Annotated in this window: 5 protein-coding genes and 1 pseudogene; 4 read left to right on the forward strand and 2 right to left on the reverse strand. The window is 71.1% G+C overall.

All coding sequences use genetic code 11. The features are described from left to right. Position 1: 1 nt before the first annotated feature. From ACH4J0_RS16115 to ACH4J0_RS16130, 4 genes are all read left to right on the forward strand, one after another. Positions 2 to 484 carry a septum formation initiator family protein gene (locus tag ACH4J0_RS16115; RefSeq protein ID WP_396240431.1) on the forward strand — a complete coding sequence of 161 codons (483 nt, stop codon included), beginning with the start codon at positions 2 to 4 and terminating at the stop codon, positions 482 to 484. Further along, positions 456 to 1,133 carry a DUF501 domain-containing protein gene (locus ACH4J0_RS16120; RefSeq protein ID WP_396240433.1) on the forward strand — a complete coding sequence of 226 codons (678 nt, stop codon included), beginning with the start codon at positions 456 to 458 and terminating at the stop codon, positions 1,131 to 1,133. Before ACH4J0_RS16115 ends, ACH4J0_RS16120 begins: the two co-directional genes overlap by 29 nt. After that, the gene (locus ACH4J0_RS16125) at positions 1,130 to 2,071 is read left to right on the forward strand and encodes an exopolyphosphatase (RefSeq protein ID WP_396240435.1); all 942 of its coding nucleotides are present in this window, start codon (positions 1,130 to 1,132) and stop codon (positions 2,069 to 2,071) included. Before ACH4J0_RS16120 ends, ACH4J0_RS16125 begins: the two co-directional genes overlap by 4 nt. A gap of 428 nt (positions 2,072 to 2,499) precedes the next feature. Beyond that, positions 2,500 to 3,867 (forward strand): NAD(P)/FAD-dependent oxidoreductase, encoded by a 1,368-nt coding sequence (locus tag ACH4J0_RS16130; RefSeq protein WP_396240437.1) that lies wholly within the window; start codon positions 2,500 to 2,502, stop codon positions 3,865 to 3,867. 174 nt (positions 3,868 to 4,041) lie between these two features. Here ACH4J0_RS16130 and ACH4J0_RS16135 read toward each other — a convergent pair whose 3' ends face one another. Both ACH4J0_RS16135 and ACH4J0_RS16140 read right to left on the reverse strand, forming a co-directional pair. Next, positions 4,042 to 6,597: an ABC transporter permease gene (locus ACH4J0_RS16135; RefSeq protein WP_396240439.1), complete on the reverse strand. Its 2,556-nt coding sequence runs from the start codon at positions 6,595 to 6,597 to the stop codon at positions 4,042 to 4,044. A gap of 47 nt (positions 6,598 to 6,644) precedes the next feature. Then, positions 6,645 to 6,761: pseudogene (locus ACH4J0_RS16140) on the reverse strand (ABC transporter ATP-binding protein); the annotation flags it as partial.

Raw genomic sequence — 6,761 nt, forward strand, 5'->3', positions numbered from 1 at the left:
CTTGGCGGCCCGGCCTCGGTTCACGAGCCGGGCGACCGTCCTCGTCCTGGTGCTCTGCTCGCTGGTGGCGATCCTGGCCTACCCCACGCGGCAGTTCATCTCCCAGCGCGCCGAGATCTCCGCCCAGCGGGCGAAGGCCGACCACGCGCGCCAGCAGGTCGAGCAGCTGCGCCGGGACAAGGCCCGCTGGCAGGATCCGGAGTACGTCAAGGCGCAGGCCCGCGCCCGGCTGCACTACGCGGTGCCGGGGGAGACCCCGTACATCGCGGCGGACCCGTCCGGCGCGCCGGCCCAGCCGTCCGCCTCCGCCACCCCGGCGAGCCCGTCCGCCGACGCGGCGGCCGGCCGGCCGCAGGCCGCCAAACCCTGGTACGCCGGCATCTGGGACTCGGTGGACGCCGCCGACACCGCCGCGCTGGCCCCCGCGACCCCCCGTCCGCTCCCACCGTCCTCCGTTGGAGACCCCACCCCCCATGACCACTGAGAACCACCCCGCCGTCTCCGACGCCGACGTCGCGGCCATCGCCGCCCAGCTCGGCCGGGTGCCGCGCGGCCTGCGCGGTGTGGCCCACCGCTGCCCCTGCGGCAACCCCGACGTCGTGGAGACGGCCCCCCGCCTGCCGGACGGCACGCCGTTCCCGACGCTGTACTACCTGACCTGCCCCAAGGCCGCCTCGCTGATCGGCACCCTGGAGGCGGAGGGCGTGATGAAGGACCAGACCGCCCGGCTGGCCGAGGACCCGGAGCTGGCCGCCGCCTACCAGAAGGCGCACGAGGACTACATCGCCCGTCGCGACGCGATCGAGGTGCTGGAGGGCTTCCCGAGCGCCGGCGGCATGCCGGACCGGGTGAAGTGCCTGCACGTGCTGGTCGGCCACTCGCTGGCGGCCGGCGAGGGCGTCAACCCGCTCGGCGACGAGGCGATCGGCATGCTGGAGGACTGGTGGGCCAAGGGCCCGTGCGTCTCCCCGGCCGAGGTCCAGGCCGCCGGTGAGCGGGTCGCCCGCAACCGCGCCAAGGAGCAGGACCACGAGGCCGTGATCGCGGCCAAGCAGCAGAAGACCGCGGAGCGGGCCGCCAAGCGCGCCGCCGAGGAGTCCGCAGCGTCCGCGGCGGAGCAGGAGTCCGAGTGAGCACGACCCGCGTGGCCGCGATCGACTGCGGCACCAACTCGATCCGGTTGCTGGTCGCCGACCTCGACCCGGAGACCGGTGAGATCACCGACCTCGACCGCCGGATGATCATCAACCGGCTGGGCCAGGGGGTGGACCGGACCGGGCGGCTGCACCCGGACGCGCTGGCCCGCACCTTCGAGGCCTGCCGGGAGTACCGGGAGATCATCACCGGTTTCGGCGTCGGCCCGGAGCGCACCCGCTTCGTCGCCACCAGCGCCTCCCGGGACGCCGAGAACAGCGACGAGTACGTCAAGGGCGTGCGGGACATCCTGGGCGTCGAGCCGGAGGTGGTGAGCGGCGAGGAGGAGGCGCACCTGTCCTTCGTGGGCGCCACCAAGGAGCTGGCCGGAGGTCAGTTCCCCGCTCCCTACCTGGTGTTCGACCTCGGCGGCGGCTCCACCGAGTTCGTGCTCGGCGGGTCGGACGTCCAGGCGGCGCGCTCCGTGGACATCGGCTGCGTGCGGCTGACCGAGCGGCACTTCGGCGGGGCCGAGCTGCCCTCCGAGGAGCAGATCGCGCAGGCCCGGGCGCACGTGCGGGCCGAGCTGGACAAGGCCGAGGAGGTCGTCCCGCTGACCGGCGCGGCCACCCTGGTCGGCCTGGCGGGGACGGTCACCACGGTGTCCGCGATCGCCCAGGACCTGCCCGAGTACGACTCCGAGCGGATCCACCACTCCCGGCTCAGCCGTGAGCGGGTCGCTCGGATCGCCCGCGAGCTGCTGGCCGCCACCCACGCCGAGCGCGCGGCCATCCCGTCGATGCACCCGGGCCGGGTGGACGTGATCGCGGCCGGCGCGCTGGAGCTGCTGGAGATCATGGACCGGACCGGCGCCGCCGAGCTGGTCGTGAGCGAGCACGACATCCTGGACGGCATCGCCTGGAGTACGGCCTCCTGACGGACCGCACGGCTTACCGAACCGGCCCCGGCGCCCCGTTGCGGGTGCCGGGGCCGGGGCGCGCCCGGGCGCGGGCGGAAAAGTTCGTGAATTTCTTCACATGACGATCCAGTCATTCGCTCCACCTCGCCGCCCGCTACGTCCGAAATGTGGGACCGAAGGCATGCCGCCGGTGGGGCCCGCTGGATCGCAGGTCAGGCCTCGGCTGAGGTTTGAAAATCGAAATCACAAGCGGGAACCCGGGCACTGTACGGATCGTTGCTGCTCAGCCGGGTGGTGCTCCGGCGCACGTTCACGAGGGGTTGTCGGGGCCCGTGAGCCCCTGCGTCGTGGCCGTTTTTGTGGGCGCGGAGTGTAGCACGGGGTGTCCACGAGCTTGTGACCGGGCTCACGAAGGCTGCTCCGGACGGTGCTGGATACTTTCGGATATGAGCACCACGGAGCGTCCTCGCATCCTCATTGTCGGCGGTGGTTACGTCGGCCTGTATGCCGCGATGCGCATCCTCAAGAAGATGCGCTACGGCGAAGCGACCGTCACGGTCGTGGACCCGCGGTCGTACATGACGTACCTGCCCTTCCTCCCCGAGGCGGCCGGCGGCAACGTCGCGCCCCGCAACCTCGTCGCGCCGCTGCGCAGCGCCCTCAAGCAGGCGGAGGTGCTGACCGGGTCCGTCACCGGCATCGACCACGCCCGCAAGGTCGCCACCATCCAGCCCGCGGCCGGCGACAGCTACGAGCTGCCCTTCGAGTACCTGGTCGTCGCGACCGGCTCGGTCTCCCGCACCTTCCCGATCCCGGGTCTGGCGGAGAACGGCATCGGCATGAAGACGGTCGAGGAGGCCATCGGCCTCCGCAACCACGTCATGGCTCAGCTCGACAAGGCCGAGTCCACCACGGACGCGGAGGTCCGCCGCAAGGCCCTGACCTTCGTCGTCATCGGCGGTGGCTTCGCCGGCATCGAGACGATCGCCGAGATCGAGGACATGGCGCGCGACGCGTCGAAGCTGTACAAGACCGTCAGCCGCGACGACATGCGCTTCGTCGTGGTCGAGGCCGCCAACCGCATCCTCCCCGAGATGGGCCCGGACCTCGGTCTGTGGACCAAGGAGAAGCTCGAGGAGCGCAACATCGAGGTCTACATCGAGACCTCGATGGACTCCTGCATCGACGGCCACGTCATGCTGAAGAACGGCATGGAGATGGACGCCGCCACCATCGTGTGGACGGCCGGCGTGAAGCCGAACCCGGTGCTGGCCAACTTCGGCCTGCCGCTGGGCCCGCGCGGCCACGTCGACACCGCGCCGACCCTCCAGGTCCAGGGCTTCGACTACGTCTGGTCCGCCGGCGACAACGCCCAGGTCCCGGACCTCGCCGCCGGCGAGGGCGCCTGGTGCCCGCCGAACGCCCAGCACGCGTGCCGCCAGGCCGTCGTCCTCGGTGACAACGTCATCTCCGGCATGCGGGGCTTCCCGCAGAAGGAGTACAAGCACAAGAACCTGGGTGCGGTCGCCGGTCTCGGCCTGCACAAGGGCGTGGCGATCCTCTTCGGCAAGTACAAGCTGAAGGGCCGTCCCGCCTGGTGGTTCCACCGCCTGTACCACGGTGCGATGGTGCCGACCTTCAACCGCAAGGTCCGGGTCTTCACCGACTGGACCCTCGCGATGTTCCTGAAGCGCGAGATGGTCGGCCTCTCCCAGATGGAGAAGCCGCAGCTCCCGATCCAGGAGGTCACGCCGCCCACCAAGCCCGTCGAGGCCGCCAAGCCGGCCGCCGACAAGGAGCTCGCCAGCAAGTAAGCGACTGGACCCCGGTGTGGGAGCGCCGGGGTATGAGTCGGAGGCCCTCCGCCCGGCAGTGTCGCCGGACCACGACCTCCGTGGTGCTCAGCCGGCCGTACGACCGGGCGGAGTACAGCAGTAGAAGAGCCCCTGCCGAAACCCTCCGGCAGGGGCTCTTGCCGTGTCCGTGCGTCAGTCGGTCTTGATGCTCGCCAGGATGTCCAGCTTGGCGGCCCGGCGGGCCGGCCAGATCGCGGCCACCAGGCCGACCAGTCCGGCCAGGCCCAGGAACAGCGCCAGCTGGCCGTACGGCAGGACGGTGGTCAGCCCGGCCAGGCTGGACTTCAGCGTCCCGTTGATCGCCCAGGCGATGAAGCAGCCGAGCAGCAGGCCGATCCCGGCGCCGAAGAGCGAGATCACCACCGACTCCAGCCGGACCATCCGCTTGATGCCCCGGCGGTCCAGGCCGATCGCCCGCAGCATCCCGATCTCGCGCTTGCGCTCGAAGACGGACATGGCCAGCGTGTTGATCACGCCGAGGACGGCGATCAGGACCGCCATGCCCAGCAGGCCGTACATCAGGTTCAGCGCGAAGGTGATGACCTGGCTGAAGTCGTCCCGGACGTCCTGCTTGGACTTGACCTCGATCACCGGGTTGGCGCCGGTGGCGTCCTTGAGCGCCTGCTTGAGTTCGGCGGTGGCGCCGTCCTTGCCCTTGACCAGCACGTCGGCGACGTACGGCTTCGGGTCGTGCTTGGCGATCTCGCTGTTGGCCAGCAGGACCGGGCCGAGCATCCCGCCCTTCTCGTACACGCCGCCGACGGTGAGCGGGCCGGTGGAGCCGTCCGGGAAGGTGGCCGTCATCGTCGAACCGGCGGTGAGTCCGGACTTCGCGGCGACCTCCTGGTCCACCAGCAGCTGGCCCTTGCCGAGCGCGTCGGCGGAGCCGCTGGTCAGCTTGATCTCGGCGAGCTGCTGGAAGGCGGCCGCATCCAGGCCGGTGATCGCCTTGGAGGTGCCGTCGAGCTTCCAGTAGGCGGAGGTCATCGGCGAGGAGGCCGCGACCCCGGGGGCCTTGGCGATCTGGGCCGGCAGCTGTCCGGACAGGTTCATGCCGTTGGCGGCCGAGACGATGTAGTCGGCCTTCATCGACTTGGTGACGGCCCGGTCGATGGTGTCGCCGACCGAGGTGCCGATCACGGTCAGGCCGGTGACCAGGGTCAGCCCGATGGTGAGCGCGGCGGCGGTGGCCGCGGTGCGGCGCGGGTTGCGCACCGCGTTCTGCTGGGCGAGCTTGCCCGGGGTGCCGCCCAGCATCCGCAGCAGCGGGCCGACCAGGGCGACCACCGGGCGGGAGAGCAGCGGCAGCAGGACGAACACGCCGATCAGGGCCAGGAAGGTACCCGCGCCGACCGGCAGCCGACCGCTGCCGTTGCCGGTGGAGGCGCCGTAGCCGATCAGCGCCAGGCCGCCGCCGGCCAGCACCGAGCCGATGGTGTTGCGGACCGCCAGGCTCTTCTGACTGGTCGGCTGGTCTCCGCTGCTCATCGCCGCCACCGGCGCGATCCGGGCGGCGCGCACGGCCGGCAGCAGGGCGGACAGGACCGTCACCAGGATGCCGACCGCGAGGGTCACCACGACCGTGAGCGGGTTGATCACCAGCGAGCCGTTGGGCATGTTCTCGTCCAGCGAGCCGATCAGGGACTGCATCCCGGCGCCGATCCCGATGCCCGCCAGCAGACCGGCCGCCGCCGAGACGGTGCCGATCACCAGCGCCTCGATCAGCACCGAGCGGGTCACCTGCTTGCGGCTGGCGCCGATCGCCCGCAGCAACGCGAGCTCCTTGGTGCGCTGGGCGACCAGCATGGTGAAGGTGTTGGCGATGATGAAGATGCCGACGAAGAGCGATATGAAGGCGAAGACCAGCAGCATGGTGCGCATGCTGTCGGTGCCCTGGGTGATCTGGGCCTGCTCGTCCGCCTGCAGCTTGGCGCCGGTCTCGACGTCGAACTGGTGGCCGGACACCTTGGACTCGACCTGGGCGAGCAGCGCGTCCTGGGAGGTGCCGGGCTTCGCGGTGAGCACGATGCTGCTGTAGCGGCCCGGTTCCAGCAGGGTCTGCTGGGCGGTGGCCTTGTCGAACAGGGTGAGCGTGCCGCCGGTGCTCACCACCGGGTCGTCGGTGGTGAAGATGCCGGTGAGCTTCGCCTCGACCACCGGTCCGTTGGCGGCCACCCGCACGGTGTCGCCGACCTTGTAGCCCGCCTTGTCGGCGGTCTTGCGGTCGAGGGCGATCTCCTTGGCGCTCTTCGGCCCCTGGCCCTCGGCCATCGGGTAGCGCGGGTCCTTGCCGTCCTGGCCCGGCGCGAAGTTGGCGCCCTTGGCGGCCCAGACCTGGCCGATAAGGTCGCCCTTCTTGTCGGCGACCCCGGTGAAGCCGCCGGCCACGCCGCGGGCGCCGACCGCGCCGGGCAGCGAGGCCAGCTGCTGGACGGTTTCGTCGGTGAGCGTGGCGGAGCCGCCCTCGCTCTTCTCCTTGGCGGAGGCGCCGGAGCCGGCCGAGCGGTCCACGACCTGGACGGCGATGTCGGAGTAGCTCTTGGAGTTGCTGTCCCGCAGGGCCTTGCCGAAGGTGTCGGAGAAGACCATGGTGCCGGCGACGAACGCCGTGCCGAGCATGACGGCCAGCGCCGTCATCAGCAGTCGGCCCTTGTGGGCCAGCACGTTGCGCAGTGCGGTGCGATACATGAGGTGTCCTGGGGAGGTTCGGAGGCGTTGGGCTCGTGGGCCGGGTGTCAGCTGGTGCGGCCCTTGGCCTCGAAGCGGCGCATGCGGTCCAGGACGGTGTCGGCGGTGGGGGCGTGGAGTTCGTCGACGATGCGGCCGTCGGCGAGGAAGACGACGCGGTCGGC

The sequence above is a fragment of the Kitasatospora sp. NPDC017646 genome (genome assembly GCF_044329365.1).
In the GTDB taxonomy this organism is placed as follows: domain Bacteria; phylum Actinomycetota; class Actinomycetes; order Streptomycetales; family Streptomycetaceae; genus Kitasatospora.

Bases quoted from the DNA above. Each gene is read 5' to 3' on its own strand.
- ACH4J0_RS16130 (WP_396240437.1), top strand. From the start codon at position 2,500: ATGAGCACCACGGAGCGTCCTCGCATCCTCATTGTCGGCGGTGGTTAC.
- ACH4J0_RS16135 (WP_396240439.1), bottom strand. From the start codon at position 6,597: ATGTATCGCACCGCACTGCGCAACGTGCTGGCCCACAAGGGCCGACTG.